At 50.2% G+C, this 19,019-nt stretch carries 12 protein-coding genes and 1 pseudogene; 6 read left to right on the top strand and 7 right to left on the bottom strand.

Going from position 1 to position 19,019, the window contains the following annotated elements; genetic code table 11:
• Positions 1–36: 36 nt before the first annotated feature.
• Both DXT99_RS01610 and DXT99_RS01605 read right to left on the bottom strand, forming a co-directional pair.
• Positions 37–1,689: a UxaA family hydrolase gene (locus DXT99_RS01610; RefSeq protein WP_115563746.1), complete on the bottom strand. Its 1,653-nt coding sequence runs from the start codon at positions 1,687–1,689 to the stop codon at positions 37–39.
• Between the two features lie 150 nt (positions 1,690–1,839).
• Positions 1,840–2,855 (bottom strand): annotated as a pseudogene (locus DXT99_RS01605) (zinc-binding alcohol dehydrogenase family protein).
• A gap of 165 nt (positions 2,856–3,020) precedes the next feature.
• On the opposite strand from DXT99_RS01605, the gene DXT99_RS01600 reads away from it, so the two are divergent.
• A complete protein-coding gene (locus tag DXT99_RS01600) occupies positions 3,021–3,821 on the top strand; it encodes an AraC family transcriptional regulator (RefSeq protein ID WP_246000389.1) in 801 nt (266 codons plus the stop codon).
• Positions 3,822–3,823: 2 nt separating this feature from the next.
• Here DXT99_RS01600 and DXT99_RS01595 read toward each other — a convergent pair whose 3' ends face one another.
• The 3 genes from DXT99_RS01595 to DXT99_RS01585 all read right to left on the bottom strand — a co-directional run bounded on the left by DXT99_RS01595 (position 3,824) and on the right by DXT99_RS01585 (position 10,084).
• Positions 3,824–5,341: an alpha-L-fucosidase gene (locus DXT99_RS01595; RefSeq protein ID WP_115563745.1), complete on the bottom strand. Its 1,518-nt coding sequence runs from the start codon at positions 5,339–5,341 to the stop codon at positions 3,824–3,826.
• Positions 5,342–5,466: 125 nt separating this feature from the next.
• Positions 5,467–7,014 (bottom strand): RagB/SusD family nutrient uptake outer membrane protein, encoded by a 1,548-nt coding sequence (locus DXT99_RS01590; protein WP_115563744.1) that lies wholly within the window; start codon positions 7,012–7,014, stop codon positions 5,467–5,469.
• A 13-nt stretch (positions 7,015–7,027) separates the two neighbouring features.
• The gene (locus DXT99_RS01585) at positions 7,028–10,084 is read right to left on the bottom strand and encodes a SusC/RagA family TonB-linked outer membrane protein (RefSeq protein WP_181884995.1); all 3,057 of its coding nucleotides are present in this window, start codon (positions 10,082–10,084) and stop codon (positions 7,028–7,030) included.
• A gap of 544 nt (positions 10,085–10,628) precedes the next feature.
• On the opposite strand from DXT99_RS01585, the gene DXT99_RS01580 reads away from it, so the two are divergent.
• The 4 genes from DXT99_RS01580 (at position 10,629) to DXT99_RS01565 (ending at position 14,269) form a co-directional block, all read left to right on the top strand.
• Positions 10,629–12,161, top strand: coding sequence for a catalase (locus DXT99_RS01580; RefSeq protein ID WP_115563742.1), 1,533 nt, complete (start codon positions 10,629–10,631; stop codon positions 12,159–12,161).
• Between the two features lie 103 nt (positions 12,162–12,264).
• Complete coding sequence (hemA, locus tag DXT99_RS01575; protein WP_181884994.1) at positions 12,265–13,536, top strand: glutamyl-tRNA reductase; 1,272 nt, start codon at positions 12,265–12,267, stop codon at positions 13,534–13,536.
• The gene (locus tag DXT99_RS01570; RefSeq protein WP_115563740.1) at positions 13,514–13,654 is read left to right on the top strand and encodes a ferrochelatase; all 141 of its coding nucleotides are present in this window, start codon (positions 13,514–13,516) and stop codon (positions 13,652–13,654) included. The genes hemA and DXT99_RS01570 overlap by 23 nt, the downstream gene beginning before the upstream one ends.
• 96 nt (positions 13,655–13,750) lie before the next feature.
• Entirely contained in the window at positions 13,751–14,269 is a 519-nt protein-coding gene (locus DXT99_RS01565; RefSeq protein ID WP_115563739.1) for an ankyrin repeat domain-containing protein, read from the top strand.
• A gap of 181 nt (positions 14,270–14,450) precedes the next feature.
• On the opposite strand, the gene DXT99_RS01560 is transcribed toward DXT99_RS01565, so the two are convergent.
• Complete coding sequence (locus tag DXT99_RS01560; protein ID WP_115563802.1) at positions 14,451–15,194, bottom strand: LytR/AlgR family response regulator transcription factor; 744 nt, start codon at positions 15,192–15,194, stop codon at positions 14,451–14,453.
• Positions 15,195–15,199: 5 nt separating this feature from the next.
• A complete protein-coding gene (locus DXT99_RS01555; RefSeq protein ID WP_115563738.1) occupies positions 15,200–16,297 on the bottom strand; it encodes a sensor histidine kinase in 1,098 nt (365 codons plus the stop codon).
• Between the two features lie 267 nt (positions 16,298–16,564).
• On the opposite strand from DXT99_RS01555, the gene DXT99_RS01550 reads away from it, so the two are divergent.
• The gene (locus DXT99_RS01550; RefSeq protein WP_115563737.1) at positions 16,565–18,979 is read left to right on the top strand and encodes a TonB-dependent receptor; all 2,415 of its coding nucleotides are present in this window, start codon (positions 16,565–16,567) and stop codon (positions 18,977–18,979) included.
• Positions 18,980–19,019: the final 40 nt, after the last annotated feature.

Raw genomic sequence — 19,019 nt, 5'->3', positions numbered from 1 at the left:
CTTTTTGTTTTTTACTGGATTGGCATCCCTTCAGCCTTAAAGAGAAACTCCTCTTTTCCAGGGTATGAAATCATCCTGCCCGTGCCGTACAGCAGCGACCTCTTCTTCACCACTGGCCACCGCGATGATATAGTCGAGTATACGCTCCCCTGCCTGCTGAATTGTTTCTTCTCCCTCCGTGATAGCCCCCGTATTGATATCAATGATATCGCGCATCTTATGATAGAGTTTCGTGTTGCTGGCAATCTTAACTACTGGGGCAATCGGGTTGCCCGTTGGCGTGCCCAGCCCTGTTGTGAACAGTACAACGGTAGCACCGGATGCCACCTCTGCAGTAGTTGATTCAACATCATTGCCAGGAGTGCAGAGCAGGTTAAGTCCCGGCCTCTCTACCTGCTCCGGATAATCCAGTACCGCCACCACAGGCGAGGTGCCACCCTTTTTGGCAGCTCCCGCTGATTTGATGGCATCGGTTATCAATCCATCTTTGATGTTGCCGGGAGAGGGATTCATGTCAAAACCAGAGCCAACTGCCATTGCTCTACTATTATATGTTTTCATTAGTAAGGAAAAACGCTCCGCGTCGTCCATTTCTAAACACCGGTCACTCAGGTCCTGCTCTACGCCGCATAGCTCAGGAAACTCTGCCAAAATCACAGAACCTCCTAAAGCCACAAGCAGATCAGAAGTATAGCCAATGGCAGGATTCGCAGATATACCAGAAAAGCCGTCGGAGCCACCACACTCTAGCCCAATGCATAGCTTGCTGAGCGGTGCCGGCGCACGCTCACACTGGTTCGCCTGCATTAGCCCCGCAAAGGTGCACTTTAAAGCTTCTGAAAGCATGTCTGTTTCTGCCCCTATTACCTGCTGCTCTAACACATAAAGCGGTTTATCGAAATGGGGAACCCGCTTCTTTATCTCCTCTTGCAGCATCGTAACCTGTGCATGCTGGCAACCGAGGCTTAGCACAGTAGCCCCTGCCACATTGGGATGCGTGATATAGCCTGCCAGCAGGCCACACAAGGCCTGCGCATCACCCCGGGTTCCGCCACAGCCACCTGTGTGCTTCAGGAACTTTACTCCGTCTACGTTTGGGAACAAGCGGTGCTTCGCCTGATGTGTGTTTTCCACTTCTATATCTAACTGCAGAATCTGCTCAACACTTTTGCCGGTCTTGTAAAAGTCAATTAGTTGCTTTGCCTGCGACTGATACTGTTGGCTTTTGCCATAGCCCAGGTTATCCACCAGCGCCTCCTCCAGTACTTCCAGGTTTCTGTTTTCACAAAATACCATCGGCACCACAAGCCAATAGTTTGCAGTTCCCACACGCCCGTCAGACCGGTGATACCCATTGAAAGTTTTGTTTTCCCAGCGCGAAACATCAGGCCCTAACCACTCTGTTCTACGTTCTCGGGTAGAGAAATCAAGGGCGGCATGTTTCAGGTTCTGCGTAGTGAGCAAGGCACCTGCCGCCACATCTGCTACTGTTTTCCCCACCAGTACCCCGTACATGGTTACCTCAGATCCTTCCGGCAGATCTACTGTAGCAAATTTATGTTTGGCAGGCACAGTGGTTGTTAACAGGTACTGCTCTTCGTCATGCGTGAGCACATCACCTGCTTCCAGGTCAGTCAGCGCGACCATCACATTATCCTGAGGATGTACTTTAATAATCTTCCGAACCATCTCTAATAAATATTTTCTTCTTTGTTTGTTTCCTACTCGTGCCGCTGGTCAGTCTGCCTCCATCCCCCGACCTAAGTTCTTAAATCGCCAGGGTTTGCCTGTAGAAAAATTACTTCCATCGGTTCAGTTGCGACAGCCAAACGGATGCTGTCAGTCCAGTTCAACAATCGCCTTTATGACTCCGGTCTCAGGTTGAAGCCAGCTTGCAAAGTCATGTTGAACCTGATCAAATTTCACCCGATGCGTAATATATGTTTCAGGGTCAATTAAACCACTTTCCATCAACGAAATCACCTTTGTAAAATCTTCGCGACTGGCATTGCGGCTGCTCATTAAGGTTGCTTCACGCTTATGAAATTCAGGATGGCTGAAGCATACCTCCCCTCTCTGCAAGCCAACAAGTACATACCTGGCGCCATGTGCCATATACTGAAAAGAGCTGTTGATTGCTTTCTGGCTTCCTGTAGCATCTATTACCACAGTGGGCATGTCACCATTCGTGATATCCAGTAGCTGCTCCGTTACATGTGGGTCTGTGGCCTTGATGGTATAAGGCAGCCTTAGTTTTTCTTTAGCGAAAGCAAGACGTGCTTCATTTATATCCATCGCAATAACGGTGGCCCCAGCGATGCGCGCGAGCTCCATTATACCTAAACCAATGGGACCGGCGCCTACCACTAATACAAACTCTCCGGGCTTTACACCAGCCCTTCTGACGCCATGTGCTCCTATGGCCAGCGGCTCCACCAGTGCCAGGGCATCATAAGACAAACTGCCCCGTGTACGAGTGCATAGGACGGTACAGAAAGGTATTCTGCCATGCCGCCATCTATGTGCACCCCACATACCTCTATGCCTGTGCAGCAGTTAAGCTTATCGGAGCGACAGGCAATACAGCCGCCACAGTGAAAGTAAGGAATAAAAGTTACCGCCTCTCCTTTCCTGAAACCTGGGGCACTGTCAAAATCAACCAGTTCTCCGGCCAATTCATGCCCTAACACACGCGGATACTCAAAGTATGGCTGCGTACCCTCAAACGCGTGCAGGTCTGTGCCGCAGACGCCAATTCGTTTTATTTTTATGATAGCATTGCCTTCTGTTAACTCCGGCTTTTCAGCGTGCGCATATTCAAACTTGCCGGAAGTAGTACATACTAGTTTTTTCATCAGCGTGTGTTCTCTTGCAGGAATTACCTGATTGTTATGGTATTATATTTATTAAAGCTTATTTTTAAGCAAATACAGCTTACAAACAAGATGAAACCCCAGCTACTCAAGGTTGCCACAGAACCGACCAACTCTTTTTGCATACGCCATAACATCATTCCCTATATGAACAACAGGTGGCATTTCCACCCTGAAGTGGAATTGATACACTTTCATAAAGGCCATGGCCTGCAGTTTGTCGGTGACAGCATCCTGCGGTTTGGCCCTGATGATGTTGTGCTGGTGGGCGCTAATCTGCCGCACTACTGGCGCTTTGATGATGTATACCTGCACGACAAGGACAACTCCGTCGCCTATTCCACTACCATCCACTTCAAAGAGAACTTCTGGGGAGACCGCTTCCTCAACCTGCCGGAAAACAAGCAGCTAAAAGTGTTGCTGGACAAAGCCAGGAGAGGAATTATGGTCACGGGTGCGGCGGGCAAAAAAGTGAGCAGGCTGATGCGCAAAGCACACCAGAAAACAGGCGTATACCGGATAATCGCCCTGCTAAAGTGCCTCCTGGCCATTGCTGAGCAGGACGAGCTAACCCTGCTTTCCTCTTTGGGCTTCCAGGCAGACCTTTCCGATGCAGAAAATGAGCGCATCAACGCCATCTATGAACACACCCTTTCCCACTTTAAGAGAAAAATACCCCTCGAGGAAATTGCCGACACCGCCGGCATGACCCCCAATTCGTTTTGCCGCTACTTCAAAGACCGAACCGGCAAAACCTACTCACAGTTTCTGACGGAGATACGGGTGGGGTACGCCTGTAAACTGCTGGTTGACGACAAACTGAGCATCAAGCAGCTTTGCTTTGAAAGCGGGTTCAACAACTTCAGTTGCTTCCACAAGAACTTTAAGCAAATTATGGGTAAAACCCCACAAACTTACCAGAACGAGTACCTAAAAGTGGAGGCCTGAGTTTATAGCTCAGCTTTTCCCTTTGTCTCTATCTTGAAGACCACCGCCATGTCATTCACCTGTTCAGATGGCGTTGTCAGGGTGAGTCCGTTGTCCTGCCAGGTATGTTTTATCTTATCCGGCGAACCCAGCATAGAGACACGCTTGATTTTCAGGTTTCCCTTCAGCTTGTCTTTTGCAAAGGACTCCAGCAGCACCTGCTGGTTGCCTCCGGGCCAACCAAGCACAATGGCATATATGGTATTGCCTTTCATGGTATACCGGACATCCTGTGGCGTGTATTTGACAACAGGCAAAAAATGACCGGCTTTTTCCAGCTTTGTTGGCCCTTCTCCATACACTATCCAGGGACGTGTCGCATAAATTGCTTCCCCGTGTTCATTCAACCAGTCTCCTATTTGAAGCAATGCCTGCTGCTGGTCCTGCGGTATTTCGCCATCTGCTTTCGGAGAGATGTTCAGCACCATCACACCATTCTTGCTCACAATGTCTGCCAGTACATGAATAATATCGGCAGTAGGCTTTAGCTGCAAATCATTTATGTAACTCCAGCTGCCTGTACTTATAGTTTCATCAGTTAACCAGGTATCCGGGGTAATCTCATTCATCCGTCCCTTTTCAAAGTCTTTGATGCTGACCTCGTCCGGAAAGTCATCGCTTTTGTGCGTGATAACGACCTGCTTTCCCTGCTCGTTGGCTTTGTTAAAGTAATGCGCCACAAATTCCTGCTTATACTTTTCAGGAATCTTACCCTCCATGCCGTCAAAATAAATAATATCAGGGCTGTAGTTGTCAATTACTTCCACCAGCTTGGCTTTCCAGTTTTGATAGAACTCCTCCGCCGGAATGTTTCCGTATAGCAGCCTTAGCTGCGGGTCGGTAGAAGAAGTAGGCATATCCGCCTCGTAAGGAAAGTAGCTTTTGTCTGTTTTCGCCTCTGGGTTGTCTGCATAAAGCTGAAGATTCCGGGCCATGTGGAAAGTGGTCATCAGCTTCATGCCCCTCCCATGGATGGCTTTCTCCAGTTCGGCCATGACATCCCGTTTAGGTCCCATGTCTTTTACATTCCAGGGAGTGACTTTGCTTGCCCACATGGAAAAGCCTTCATGGTGCTCTGCCATAGGCCCCGCAAACTGTGCCCCAGCTTTTTTGAACAACGTCGCCCACTCCTCTGCATCAAATTTTTCAGCTTTGAACATCGGCACAAAATCATGGTAGCCGAATTTGGAGGGATGCCCATACGTTTCCAGGTGATGCTGGTATTCCGGTGAGCCTACCACGTGCATGTTGCGTGGGTACCAGTCGTTGGCAAAGGCCGGCACAGACAAGATACCCCAATGGAAATAGACACCAAATTTAGCATCTTTAAACCACTCCGGCTGCTCATTGTACTGTGCCAAAGACGTCCAATCCGGTGTGTAGGTAATAGGCGCAGGAGCACTCGCAGAAGGTTTAGAGCCTGTACAGCCTCCAATAAATAAACCCGTCGCAAGGCCCAAAGCGATAACAGTGTTTCTCATAAGTGTGAAATTTGCAGGACAAAATGCCCGCCTGAAATAAGTGTCACCAGCAGTTTTGATAGATATACATGCAAGGTAAGGGCTGTCTTAGGAAGTAAGACAGCCCTTTGTACCTCATCATCATGCTAATACCCTGGATTCTGTACCAGGTTAGGATTGGCATTTAGCTGTGCCTGCGGAATGGGGAAAATAGTTCTGGTAGCTGGTGTCGAGTTTGGTTTAAAATCCCATGGCTCGGTATACTCACCGAAACGTACCAGGTCATTTCTGCGCCATCCTTCCCCGGCAAACTCCCAACCCCGCTCTGCTAAAAGCGCATCGAGTGTGAGTGTTCCCATGGTATAGGCTTTCTCTTCATTTCCCTGGAACGCGCGGGACCGCACCATGTTGACCAGCTCCACCGCCTCTGGTGTAGCACCTCCGTTTTTACGCATCAGGGCCTCCGCCTTCATCAGGAGAATATCAGCATAGCGGAAAAGAACGAAGTCATTTGACATGGTAAAATTCTCTGCCCCTGTGTAATCGTACTTCGCCAGGCGCGCACCCTCATTTTCCTTCGCTTGCTCAAGAGAGTTGATTTCCACAGTATAAACAAGCGGTATTCCGGCCATTTCCGCTGTGTTATAAAGCATCTCTCCGCTGGAGGAATACTGTTGTCCCACGAGCCACACGTTACGGCGGGCATCTTCAGGGTCATAGGATGTGTAAAAGGAAGGAACTGCTGCAAAGCCATTCCACCCGCCTTGCTGGGTGTTAAACGCCCTGGTGCCGTCGCCATGCAATGTCCAGAGGTAATGCGAGAACATGCGGGAGGTGATACCGCCGCTTCCCCAATCCTGGGGCAGGTTTACATCAAACGGAATCACAAAAATGTTCTCCTGCGACCCTTCGTTCTGCACGGCAAAGTTGGAGTAGAAGTCGCTGGACAATTGGAACTCGCCGGCGTTGATGATGGCGTCACAGGCCTCTATGCACTCATCCCACATTGGCTGACCGGTATACACTTCGGCGTTTAAGTACAGTTTCGCCAGTGTGGCATAGGCTGCCCAACGGTGGAAACGGCCGTAAGTCGTCATGTCCATGGCCACAGGCAACTCAGGTATTACGGCTAAAAGCTCGCTTTCAATAAACCTGAAGACCTCTTCCCGGGATTGATTAGCAGGCGCATAATCAGCGGGAACATCAAAGCGGTCTACAATCGGAACATTGCCGAAAAGGTCCATCCCGAGAAAGTAGTAGAACGCACGCATTCCCCTGATCTCTTTCATAACAGCTAGCAGGGCATCGCTCTTGTTCTCGATTTTCTCGAACTGAAAGAGCAGCCGGTTACAGGTGTTGATGTTGTTAAAGACAAAGACCCAGGAGTTGTTGATGTTCGCCTCTGAGGCATTCCACTCTTGCTTATGATAGCGCTGAAACATACCTCCGTTGTACCAGTTGTTGCCCCTGGTAGGGAGCACAATTTCATCGGTAGTGAAAGTATTCAGTCCCCAGACACTTTCCGGGTTCTGGTAGGCCCTCAGATTAGAGTATACAGGACCAGCTGCTGCCAGCGCCTGTCTTTCTGTCTGATAGAAGTTGTCGCTTATGATGGTATCGTAAACTTCTTCATCTAAGTCTGTACAGGAGCTAAAGCCTGCTAAAGCCAAAATTATAAACAGTTTCTTTTTCATGATCTCCAGATTCTTAGAATGTAAGGTTAATGCCGGCTGTATACATGCGCGTGCTCGGATAATCAAACCTGTTGTCGCTTCCTGGCTCCAGCCCACCAATCGCTACCTCAGGGTCAACTCCCTGGTAGCCTGTTATCACAAACATGTTGTTGCCTGTCAGGTAAAAGCGGCTTGACTTGATCCACTTGTTCTGCAGCGGCAGGTTGTAGCCCAGGGTGATGTTGTCGATTTTAACAAAGTCACCGTCCTCCACATAATAGCTTGAGAAATCCGGATCGTCCCAAAGCTGAGAATCCATTGCAGAGCGCATGATGTTACGGGGCAGGAACTTTGGATTATCATGCCAGATGCGCTTTGTGTTAATGATCTGATGCCCGAACATCCCTCTGGCCATCACCGTCAGGTCGAAGTTGCCATACTTGAACGTGTTGGTCAGACCCATGTAGTAATCCGGAATACCGTTGCCAATGTCCGCTCTGTCATCGATGTTGATCTCATCGTCTGACTCCCCTGTTCTGGGGTCATAGTCCCGGTATATCCATTGTCCGTCATCGGTTAAGCCCTCATACACTAATCCATGAATGATGCCCAGAGGGGCTCCTTCCCGCAACTGGTGCGTCCAGGCACTGATACCCGGAGGGCCTATGTCGCCGATGTTTCTGTAGTCAAGCGAGTAGAACTCGTTGGAGAGCGACAGCAGTTTGTTTCTGCGATGGTCGATGTTAAAGTCTACACTCCACTGGAAGCCTTCCGTTTGCACCGGAATGGCGTTAATGGTAAGCTCGATACCGGTATTGCGCAGCGATCCTACGTTTGCTAGCGTGGAGGTAAACAAGTTCGGAGGAGTCGGCACATTGTAATTGAGCAGCAGGTCGCGGGTATCGCGCAGGTACCAGTCAACCGTACCGCTGATTCTGTTTCCTAATACAGCCCAGTCCACACCTACGTTATACTCATGCTTCGTCTCCCACTTCAGGTTCGGGTTTGGATTGCTGACAGGCTGATACCCCGGAATAAACTCTCCGTTGTAGTAGAAGAGGCCTGATGCACCCAAACGCTGCAGCGACAGGTAAGGATCGATACCCTGGTTACCTGTAACGCCATAGCCGGCACGCAACTTCAGTAGGTTCAGGTTCGGAACACCGCTCAGGAAATCTTCCTGTGTTATATCCCAACCGGCAGAGACAGCCGGGAACGTACCCCATTTGTTGTTTGCTCCAAACTTAGAAGACCCTTCGCGTCGCACGCTGGCAAACAGGAAATACCGTCCACGGAAATTGTAGGCGCCACGGGCAAAGAAGCCCACCAGACGGCTCTCATTCTTAAAGGAACCCATGCTGGCCCTGCCATCAGTTAAGTAAGTGCCTGACCCGATGTTATTGTAGGCAAAGTCATCTGTGATAAAATTGCTGTTCCCGGCATTGAACCCTTCGGCTCCGAACTCCTGAAAAGAATAACCACCAATAAGGTTGATGCTGTGCTCAGAAAAGCTCTTCATCCACTCTATTGTTGACTCTAGTGTCTCCGTCGTTCTGACCTCCGAATTACGTGAGGCAAAACCGCCCAGGTTTGCCAACTGCTGTGGGTAGGAATAACTAGGCTCATAGTATCCGTTTTGCGCACGGTATGTCTGCAGGCCTCCCAGCACACCGACCCTTATTTCATCGGTCAGATCAAAGTTCACTCCCAGGTTACCGAACAGCCTGGACCCGGCATCGTCCCGTACACGCTCTGTTAAGATACCCACCGGGTTGTCATACTGCCACGCGCCGATAAACTCCGTTAGATTACCATCTTCGTCGTAGACAGGCTCCGTCGGGTTGCGTTGCACAACCTGCCGCATGGCGTTATAGTCTACAGGATTTTGCTTGACATTCGCCATACCCAACTGGGCGGTAAACTGCAGCTTGTCGTTCAGGGCACGCTGGCTCATGTTCAGGTTGGCCCGGTACTCCTCTTTGTTTGAGTTAAGCAGAATTCCTTCATGATCCACATAGAACATGGACAGCCGGTAGGTGGTGTTCTCCATTCCGCCGCTTAAGGACAGGTTATGCAGGTGGCTAAGCGGTGTTCTGGTAATCTCATCGTACCAGTCAGTAGAGGCACCGTAGTCAATCATACTGCTGGCAACATCAGGACGCGTAACACTCAGCCTCTCTTTCATCTCCCTATACTCTGCGGCACTGAGAACTTCAACTCTTCTAAGTGTAGACTCTGTATAAGCTCTGCCTGAATAAGCGACCTGCATCGCTCCCTTCTTACCTTGTTTGGTGGTAATCAGGATAACCCCGTTCGTCCCCCTGGTTCCGTAGATAGCTGCCGCAGAACCATCTTTCAGGATATCGATGGAAGCAATATCATCAGGAGAAATAGCTTCCAGGCTACCACCAGGTATACCATCCACTACAATGAGAGGTGCCTGGCCTGAATTGGTAAGGCTGGAAGTACCGCGCAGGCGGATTTCAAGGCCAGAGGTCGGGTCGCCGCCATTTGTACGGGTAACAGAAAGTCCTGCTACTTTGCCCTGCACCAACTGCATCGCATCCGTTACGGCTCCCTGGTTAAAGTCTTCCGGCTTCACAGACGCCACGGCACCTGTGACTTCCCTTTTCTTTTGTGAGCCATAGCCTATGACTACCACTTCTTCCAGTGCCTCGGTGTCTGGTGCTAATGAAATGTTGATGGCAGCCCTGTTATTTACGGGCACCTCCTGTGGCTCATAGCCGATATAAGAAAAAACTAACGTGCCGCTGCCATTCGGAACATTCAACCGGTAGTTTCCATCCACATCAGTGGTAACCCCTGTGTTGGTACCTTTCAGCATGACGGTAACGCCAGGCAGCCCATCACCGGTTTCTCCTGTTACTTTACCGGTAACAGTAACATCTGTTTGCCTGTTAATCTGCTCTTCTGCAAGAACATCTTTGGGAGGTAAGTTGGCTGGCTGGCTATAAACTGCTCCTGACGAGCGAGGCAGTGCAACCGCCACAGTTTGAGCCTTCGTAGGCCCAAACCCTATTAGCAGCGATGCCAGCACAATACTTTGCAAATAATGTGATGATCTTTTCATTATGTTAACAGTATTAGTTTGTGCATTACATATGATAAATAGTGAACAATTATGGTTTCCTCCGCAAACAGCAGCATTAAACCACCTCATGGCATTAATTCAGCTTTACATGATGTGAGTACTAACTCACACTTGATTTTTATCAAAGGAATAGCATTGATTATTTCCTTCCGAGTTGCTTCTTACCATTTTATTAAGGTATTCTAACATCGCTCTCCCTCCCTCAGGCGTATTTCAGATAAATAAGCTGCTTTTCATTACAACATAGAACTGCTTGCTACAGGGGAAAAGAGGAAGACACATGGCATAGGAAGAGAATAACCTCTGTGTCCCTGGCTCAAATGTTGGTGAGCACGTCAGCTTAGCATAAATCTTTTAGCGTGTTTATGCTAAGCTGTTCGTTCTGCCTACAGGTAACTACTTCATCTATAAACATCTCTACTTAATATAGAAACAACCTATAACTTCATCGTAATTATCGATTTGTTCTATAGGCACAGGTGACACAATTTTGTGATGTCAATATTTAAAACACATCACAAACATGTTAAGAAAAGTACTATTACTTGGAGTAACACTTTTGGCATCCGGGCAAATGTCTTTTGCGCAGCAGAAGCCATTAACGACCAATACAGGTGCCCCGGTTGGCAACAACCAGAGTTCTAAAACAGCCGGTGAGAACGGACCAGTGCTATTGGAAGACGTTCACCTGATCGAGAAACTGGCCTCTTTCGACAGAGAGCGTATACCTGAGCGCGTGGTGCACGCACGTGGCGCCGGCGCTTATGGTGAGTTCGAGAGCTACGGCGACTTCTCAAAGTATACCAAAGCTTCCCTATTCAACACGAAGGGCAAAACAACACCGCTTTTCGTTCGCTTCTCTACTGTAGTGCACGAGCAGGGCTCTCCTGAAACACTGCGCGACCCACGTGGTTTTGCCGTTAAGTTCTACACTGACCAGGGCAACTACGATCTGGTTGGTAACAACCTGCCTGTGTTCTTTATCCGCGACGCGATGAAGTTCCCGGATATGGTGCACTCTTTCAAGCCGTCACCCATGTATAACAAACAGGACCAGAACCGCGTGTTCGATTTCCTTTCGCACCAGCCGGAGGCCACCAACATGCTTACCTACCTGTACACCGACCTGGGTACTCCTGCTAACCACCGCCAGATAGACGGCTTCGGGGTGCACGCCTTTAAGTGGGTGAACGCACAGGGTGAGGTAACCTATGTGAAGTATAAGTGGACAACGCTGCAGGGCGTGAAAAGCCTGACAGCTGCAGAGGCCTCTCAGGTACAAGGCAAAAACCACTCACACGCTACGTCTGACCTGTACGAGCAGATCAACAAAGGCAACTTCCCGTCTTGGGAGCTTTCTGTGCAGATGATAAAACCGGAGGACCTGGATAAGTTCGACTTTAACCCGCTGGACCCTACTAAGATTTGGCCTGAGTCCGTTGCGCCGAGTATGAAAATCGGTAAAATGACGCTGAACCGTATCCCAGGCAACTTCTTCGAAGAAGTAGAGCAGGCAGCCTTCTCGCCGGGCACACTGGTACCGGGCATCGAGCCATCTGAAGATAAGTTGCTGCAGGGGCGTGTGTTCTCCTACTTCGACACGCAGCGTTACCGCCTGGGCGCTAACTTCCAGCGCATTGCTGTAAATGCCCCAAAAGTGGAGGTGAACAGCAACAACCAGAACGGTTTGCACAGCGACCGAGGCAAGAATTCCAACATCAACTACGAACCAAGTGTAACCAGGCAAGGCACTTATACTGATAACAAGCAGTATGAGTACGCTACCCGCAAAATCGATGCGGAGACCATGCAGCGTGTTATTTCCAAGGAGAACAACTTCGCGCAGGCTGGTGAACTGTACCGCTCTCTTTCTGAAAGCGACAAGAAGCACCTGATCAGCAACCTGGCTGGTGACCTCGGGCAGGTAAGCAATAAGGAGATTGTGAACAAAATGGTGAGCTACTTCTACCAGGCCGACGCCGACTATGGCAACCGCCTGATAAAAGCCCTGAAATTGAATAAAGCTGAAGTAACAGGACTGGTAGCCCAAAACTAGCAGCATGGCAGGCTGGGCGAGTAATGGCTCAGCCTGCCACTCTCCTACTACCTTCTTAAGCAAGCAATATTCACACGTTTATCACCCTTCACCTGACATTAACATGAGCGCGCTACAGGTTATTTCTATCTCACATCAGACGGCCACGCTGGAATGGCGACAGGCCCTACAGCTGAGCAAAGAAGAAGCGGCTGCGTTTATGCAGGCGCTAAAGGAGGAGCAGTTAGTAAAAGGCATCATGGTGCTAACCACCTGCAACCGTACTGAGGTCTATTACGAGACAGGCCATGCCACGCCGAATATGATACAGGAAAAGCTACTGCGTTTTAAAAACATAGAAGACACGGCAGCTTTTGCGCCGCGCTTTACGCAGTACAGCCACAGCGAAAGCACCTTACAGTACCTGCTGGAGGTGGGTCTTGGCCTGCGCTCCCAGGTTATCGGCGACAGGCAGATCATCAGCCAGTTTAAGGAAAGCTATAAGCTGACCAACTACCTGAAAATGGGCAGCCCTTTGCTGCACCAGGCCCTGCAAACTCTTTTCAGAACGCACAAGCGCGTACACAACGAAACTGATTTTCGTGCAGGGGCAGCTTCGGTAGGCTATGCTGCATTGGAGCGCCTTGGAGACTTCTATCCCAGAAAGGATTTTTCAAGCAAACGCATGCTTATTATCGGCACCGGCCAAATGGGCACCGATATTGCCCGCTACGCCACCTCGTTTGGCTTTACAGATATAACCCTTACCAACCGCACCGATGCCAAAGCAGCCAAACTTGCCACTGAGCTGAACGTGCGGCACCTTTCTTACCAGCACTACCTGCAAACACTACACGCGTTTGACGTGGTGGTAAGTTGTGTGGGAGGTGGCAAGCAACTTCAGCCAGAGCAGTTTGGATCGGCAAAAGCAAAGCGCGTGTTACTCGACCTGTCGGTGCCTCAGGGCATTGCGCCTGCCACCGGACAGCTAGCTAACACGATGCTGGTGAACATCGACCAGATTAACAGCCGTACGCAGGAAGTACTGGCTACGCGCCAGGCAGCCATAGCGGAAGTAGAAGAAATTCTCTTGGAGGAGACAGTACTTTTTGCCGAATGGCTGCAGGACCTGCCTGTTGCCAAAGCAATTAATGAGCTCAAAAGCTTCTTTGCAGAGGTGCTGAGTAGTGAACTGCAGAAGCACCAGGACCTGGATCAGCCTAATGCGGCCAATGTCATCGCCAAAGCGGCGCTGGACAGGCTGGTTCGCAGGCCGGCAGGCGCACTCAGAGCCACAGCCGGTACAGACCGGCAGCAGCTGTTAACCGCTATTCAAAAACTATTTCACGCAACATCCCTGGAGGAGATCACCCATGCATCATTTAAGCAAGACTGAAGTCCTGATTATCAACCAAGGCACTCCTAACAGCCCTGCCGTTGCGGATGTGCACAAATACCTGCGCGGGTTCCTGATGGACGAGCGGGTGTTAGACATCCCTTCCATGAACCGCTGAATGCTGGTCAACCTGCTCATTGATCCTACCCGTGCTCCAAAATTTTACACCCACAATTAACAGTTCAAAACGAAGCTTACATTTATTTAAACCAACATGAGATTCACAATTCTAAACATCCTGCTCCTGCTTATACCTGCAGCGCTTTTTGCCCAATCTGACAACCTTATTTCAGCCGCCAGAACCGGCGATATAGCAGCTATCAAACAGCACCTGCAGCATAAGGCCGATGTAAACGCAACAGACTCTAAAGGCTTTAGCCCTCTGATCATCGCGGTATATGGCGGCCACCAGGAAGCCGCTGCTGTACTACTGGAAGCTGGATCAAACGTTAATCAGCAGGATGCATCCGGCAACACCGCGCTGATGGGAGCAGCCTTTAAAGGATACCCTGCCATCGCGGAGCTGCTCATCAGCAAAGGGGCTGATATAAACCTGCAAAACGGTAATGGCGGCACCGCCCTGATGTTCGCCAGCATGTTTGGCCGCAACGACGTAATAAAGGTGCTTGTGAGCCACAATGCTGACAAAACCATCAAAGACCAGCGTGGCCTAACCGCCCTGGAACTAGCTACACAGCAAGGCAATCAGGAAGGTATTGCGCTGCTGCAGTAGGTCTGTTTAGTCTGGCATAAATGCAAACCGCATCATCCGAGGCTTCAGGGATAGATGCAATGCTCTGAGCGGGGTGTTCCGTACCAATCTGACACGTAAAGCGGTGTGGGTGTATTCCTGCACCGCTTTCCTGTTCTGTGGCAGCCCTGGAGAATTTTTACTGAAACAAAGGCTTTAGATGCTAGCGAGTCCATCTGCTCAGGAACTGGCTAAACGGCTCTTTGTATTGACCTCTGATTTGAATATTGATGTTCCCAATCTGCACACTGTTTTTAGTGATTGCCTGGATTCTCTCTAGGGAAACGATGTAGGAACGGTGAAGGCGCATGAACCGCCGGGAAGGCAGCTTTTCCTCCAAGGCCTTCAGGCTTGTGAGTGAAAGCAAGGGCTTGCTGCTCCCCTCCGTGTATATTTTCACGTAGTCTTTCATCCCCTCCATATAGAGGATGTCCCGGAAAGCTACCCGTACCAGCTGATACTCTACCTTTAGAAACAAATACTCCTCTTCCGGCTCCGGTAGGGCAACGGGCGCAGGAGCCGGACTGCGGAAGCGCTCGACATATGACCTGGCCTTGCCGGCGGCTCTTAAAAACTCATCATAGCCAAAGGGCTTTAGCAGGTAATCCAGTGCGTCCACTTTATACCCCTCCAGGGCATATTGGTCATAAGCAGTTGTAAAGACAACCATCGGGGCAGTGCCTATCCGGTCCCGGCCCAACGCTTTGGCTAAGTTCAGTCCGTTCAGGTTCGGCATCTGAATGTCCAGGAAAATAAGGTCCACCGCATGCTCGTGAAGCCCCTGCAGGGCCTCTATGGCACTGTCGTAGCAGCCAACTAACTTCAGGAAAGGCGTTTGCTCTATGTAAGCACAAACCAGCTTCAGGGCCAGTGGCTCATCATCAACGGCGATGCAGTTAAGGGTGATAAGGTTCATGACAGGCCGAGTGTTAGGTTCACCTGATACTCGTTTTGCGCAGTGTCTTCGTTCACCGACAAGGTATAGCGGCCGGGGTACAGCAGGTCTAGGCGCCGGCGCGTGTTCACCAACCCAATGCCACTACCCTCCTCCAGCGAGTTGTCTTTTTCTGTAAACAGGGTATTGCGAACTTCCACCTCCAAGGCTTTCTGTTCCTGGCGGACGGCGATGTAGATACGGCTGCCCTGCAGGGCGCTTACTCCGTGCTTGAAGGCATTCTCTACAAAAGGCAGCAGTAGCATAGGGGCAATAGTTGCTTCCTTTAAAGGACCCGGTGCATTAAACGCTACTTCCACCCTGTCGGAAAGCCGCAGCTGCATGAGCTCGATGTAATCTTTCAGAAAGGCTATCTCCTGGCTCAGCAGCACTGTGTCCTTTTGTGTCTCATAGAGGACGTAGCGCATCATCCGCGATAACCTGAGCAGTGCCTGCTGGGAAGCGCCTACATCTAACATGGTGAGCGAATAGATGTTGTTGAGCGTGTTAAAGAAGAAGTGGGGGTTGATTTGCGCCTTCAGGAAGGAGAGCTCCGAACTGGTTTTCTGTTGCTCCAGGCTTTTACGAAGCAAAGCTTCCTCTTTCCGGAGCAGCGCATCTGCCTGCCACTTCTGCACAGCGGTAATGCTGGTGCCAATGCCCAGTACCAGCAGCGTAACGGCAAAAAGGGCTGCTATCATCCACTTCAGCCTGGAGCCGTCTCCACCTGACCTGCCTCCTTCCGGATGAAGAATTTGCTGCATCTGCTGAGGCAGGTTAAACCACAGCTCTACTTGCCAGATGAGGAGCACTATAGCAATCGCTGTAGCAAGTATAGCCAGGATGAAAAGTCCTGTCTTGTCTTCAAACAAAAGTTTTGGCACCCACACCAACGTCGTCAGGTAATAGGCACTCAACCACATACAAAACAGTATACCCTGCTTTATCCAGAATTCAGCAGGCAGGCTACCGTCCCACACAAGCGGCTGAAATATAAGAAGCATTGCCGCCAGTGACACCCACACTAAAACATGCAGCAAGGGAGAGACATAGCGGTATAGCGAAAGGTTGGGCATCTGTGTAGCTTTCACGAGCAAAGAAATTCCCCTAAATATACATCAGCCATTTGGCAGGCGCTAAAATAATCTATGGGAAAGCAGTATGTACCGACCAGACGAGCGTTTTTTGTCTACCACCAAACGGTTACAGTCGACTATACCGGTCTGTACCACTCATCGGTTCAGGTAAGCGTGTGGTCGGTGTATAAATGCGTTGGGTCTATTGTGTTTTTTCTACACGGAAGGAGCCTTTACTTTAGTGTACACCTACTCTAAGTTAAACAAATGAACAAGTTATTCTTCTTTGTCAGCCTTCTACTCTCTCTGATGTCTTTTGCGGCTCTTGCCCAAGGTCCAGCCAATCAGCTCCTTATCAAAGGCACTTTGGTGGATGAGCAGAAAAATCCTGTTTCCTATGCCAGTGTCGTCTTGTTTGCGAAGCAGGACTCCAGCATGGTTTCAGGAGCAACGTCTGATGATGCAGGCAGATTCGAGATAAGCACCAGGCCCGGTGCCTACTATGCGCTGGTTACCTTCTTGTCTTTTGATAAGAAAGTAATACCAGATATCCGTGTTACAAACCAGGACGTTGACCTGGGGATGGTCCAGCTAACCAGCAATACAGAAGTGCTGCGGGAAGTTGTGGTGCAGGGGGAGAGAAGCACGATGGAGTTGTCGCTGGACAAAAAGATATTTAATGTAGGAACGGACCTGGCGAATGCCGGGGGCACTGCTGTGAATATATTGAGCAACGTGCCTTCCGTGGCTGTTGATGTGGAGGGCAACGTAAGCCTGAGGGGAAGCAACAACGTGCGTATCCTGATCGACGGGAAACCTTCCGGACTGGTGAGTATGGGAGGCGGCAGTGGTTTGCAGCAGCTGCAGGGCAACCTCATTGAGCGCGTGGAAGTCATCACCAATCCCTCTGCCCGTTACGAAGCCGAGGGAATGGCGGGGATCATTAACATTGTTCTGAAAAAAGAGCGCAAAGCAGGCTTCAACGGGTCATTCGACATCATAACCGGTTACCCGAGCAATTTTGGGGCAGCGGCCAACGTCAACTACCGCCGCAAGGACCTGAACTTCTTCGTAAACTACGCTGCCGCCTACCGGAACACTCCGAGCAACAGTACATTGTACCAGGAGCTGTATGAGAATGACACTACTTTTATCACCCGCCAAACCTCCGAAAACAGGCAGGAAGGCATGAACCACAGTATACGCGGCGGAGCCGATTATTTCTTTGACGAGAAAAACGTTTTGACCGGGGCCTACACCTGGCGCCTGAGCAAGGGCAAGCGCTATTCTAACATCATCTACCGGGATTACCTCTTCAACACCTCCAACCTGCAACGCATCATCAGCCGCTCGCAGGACGAAACAGAAACCGAGCCCAACTCAGAGTATTCCCTGACCTATAAAAGAACCTTTGCCCGGGAAGGCCATGAACTGACTGCCGATTTGCGCTACCTGGACAACTGGGAGGAATCAGACCAGTACTTTACTGAAAGAGCCTTTCTTTCCGACGGCAGCACCCCTGAAGCGCCAGTTCTGCTGCAGCGCTCGCTCAACGATGAAACGGAGAAGCAGTTGCTCGTGCAGATCGACTACGTGTATCCGTTTGGGGAAGAAGGAAAGCTGGAGGCGGGCTTGCGCAGCAGCTCCCGCGACATGACGAACAACTATGCCGTGTCAGAGCAAACCGGCAGTGGTGTGTGGAGCCCCTTAGACAGCCTCAACAATAGCTTCCTCTATGAGGAGAACATACACGCGGCCTATGGAATCATTGGCAACAAGGTTAATAAGTTCTCCTACCAGGTGGGGCTCCGGGCAGAGTGGACCGACGTAACAACTACGCTAAGACAGACCGAAGAAGTGAATCCGCGCGATTATGCGAATTTGTTCCCCAGCGCGCACATCACCTACCAACTACCTGACCAGCACTCCCTGCAGGTCAGCTACAGCCGCCGGGTGCGCCGCCCAAGCTACTTCGACCTAAGCCCCTTTGTAACCTTTACTGACAGGCGGAATTTCTTCAGCGGCAATCCCGACCTCGACCCGGAATTTTCAAACTCATTTGAGGTAGGGCATATGAAGTACTTTACAAGAGGCTCGCTTTCTTCCTCTTTATACTACCGCCACACAACCGGCAAAGTCCTGCGTATTCGCCGGGTAAACGAGCAGGGCTTTTCTACCACCCTGCCCGAAAACCTTGCCTCAGAGAATGCCTATGGCGCTGAGTTTATCGGCACTTACGAACCCCTCAGGTGGTGGAAACTGGATGGAAGCTTTAACTTTTTTAGAGCCATCACGGACGGAAGCAACCTGGATACTGACTTCCAAAGCGACACCTACAGCTGGTTTAGCAGAGTAACATCACGCGTTTCGTTCTGGGACAACGCAGACTTTCAGCTGCGGGCTAACTATGAAGCACCTCAGATTTTGCCACAAGGCAGGCGCAAAGCCCTTGCCACTCTCGACCTGGCGGTAAACAAAGATATCCTGAAGAACAATGGCACGCTTACACTCAATGTCATAGATGTATTTAACTCACGCCGTTTCCGCACCATAACAGAAGGCGAGAACTTCTACACAGAAATTGATTCGCAGGGCAGACGCCGGCAAATCAACCTGACCTTCAACTACCGCCTCCACCAGGCGAAAAAACAAGGCAGACCAATAGAGCAAGGTGACTATTGATTTCCCCTTCTATAAAAAGCTCCAGTAGACTGGCCTTTGA

Origin of the sequence: Pontibacter diazotrophicus, from assembly GCF_003367245.1 — a bacterium.
In the GTDB taxonomy this organism is placed as follows: Bacteria; Bacteroidota; Bacteroidia; order Cytophagales; family Hymenobacteraceae; genus Pontibacter; species Pontibacter diazotrophicus.
This window is presented reverse-complemented; position numbering and strand designations above follow the sequence as displayed.

Coding starts and splice junctions, on each gene's coding strand:
- hemA (WP_181884994.1), top strand. CDS start 12,265: ATGAGCGCGCTACAGGTTATTTCTATCTCACATCAGACGGCCACGCTG.
- DXT99_RS01570 (WP_115563740.1), top strand. CDS start 13,514: ATGCATCATTTAAGCAAGACTGAAGTCCTGATTATCAACCAAGGCACT.
- DXT99_RS01585 (WP_181884995.1), bottom strand. CDS start 10,084: ATGAAAAGATCATCACATTATTTGCAAAGTATTGTGCTGGCATCGCTG.
- DXT99_RS01565 (WP_115563739.1), top strand. CDS start 13,751: ATGAGATTCACAATTCTAAACATCCTGCTCCTGCTTATACCTGCAGCG.
- DXT99_RS01600 (WP_246000389.1), top strand. CDS start 3,021: ATGAACAACAGGTGGCATTTCCACCCTGAAGTGGAATTGATACACTTT.
- DXT99_RS01595 (WP_115563745.1), bottom strand. CDS start 5,341: ATGAGAAACACTGTTATCGCTTTGGGCCTTGCGACGGGTTTATTTATT.
- DXT99_RS01550 (WP_115563737.1), top strand. CDS start 16,565: ATGAACAAGTTATTCTTCTTTGTCAGCCTTCTACTCTCTCTGATGTCT.
- DXT99_RS01610 (WP_115563746.1), bottom strand. CDS start 1,689: ATGGTTCGGAAGATTATTAAAGTACATCCTCAGGATAATGTGATGGTC.
- DXT99_RS01590 (WP_115563744.1), bottom strand. CDS start 7,014: ATGAAAAAGAAACTGTTTATAATTTTGGCTTTAGCAGGCTTTAGCTCC.
- DXT99_RS01555 (WP_115563738.1), bottom strand. CDS start 16,297: ATGCCCAACCTTTCGCTATACCGCTATGTCTCTCCCTTGCTGCATGTT.
- DXT99_RS01580 (WP_115563742.1), top strand. CDS start 10,629: ATGTTAAGAAAAGTACTATTACTTGGAGTAACACTTTTGGCATCCGGG.